1 protein-coding gene is annotated in these 508 nt (G+C 67.9%); it reads left to right on the forward strand.

The genetic code is table 11. The annotated features are described in order from the left end of the window. Positions 1-413: phospholipase domain-containing protein (locus tag J0695_RS37950; protein ID WP_206969381.1), on the forward strand; the 413-nt coding region annotated here is incomplete at its 5' end. Positions 414-508: the final 95 nt, after the last annotated feature.

Here is a 508-nt window from a genome sequence, read left to right on the forward strand (position 1 = left end):
ACGTAGAAGTGCGCACCCGCGGAGTCCCCGCCACCGGCCGTTTCGCGCTCACCTTCAGCGGCGGGGACTCCGCGGGTGCGCACTTCTACGTCACCTCGGCCAACCGCACGGACGGCCCGTGGACGTACACCACCGAGGCCGGGAAGAAGATCTCCGACACCTGGAACGCGGCCTATTCCAAGGGCAGCTACGACCTGACCGCTCATGGCCCGAACGGCTTCCTGCCCACCTTCAAGGGTCCCGGCTCCACCGCGGGCGGCAAGGTCGTCCGCACGGTGGACCTGGCCCGCACACAGCGCTGGTACGACCTGACCGTCGTCTCCGACAAGGACGCCGGCTTCCTGCGCCGCCTCGCCGGCCATGTCGAGAACGGCCGGCCGGGCGTCAGCGACCCGGCGATCATCACCGGCTGACCGCAGCCGACCGACCACGGCCGACTGACTGTTTCAAGACCTCGCAGGTCAGGGCCTTGTTACTGTTGTTGACAACGGTCACCAGTGCAGCCTTT

The organism is Streptomyces beijiangensis (assembly GCF_017315755.1).
GTDB lineage: Bacteria > Actinomycetota > Actinomycetes > Streptomycetales > Streptomycetaceae > Streptomyces > Streptomyces beijiangensis.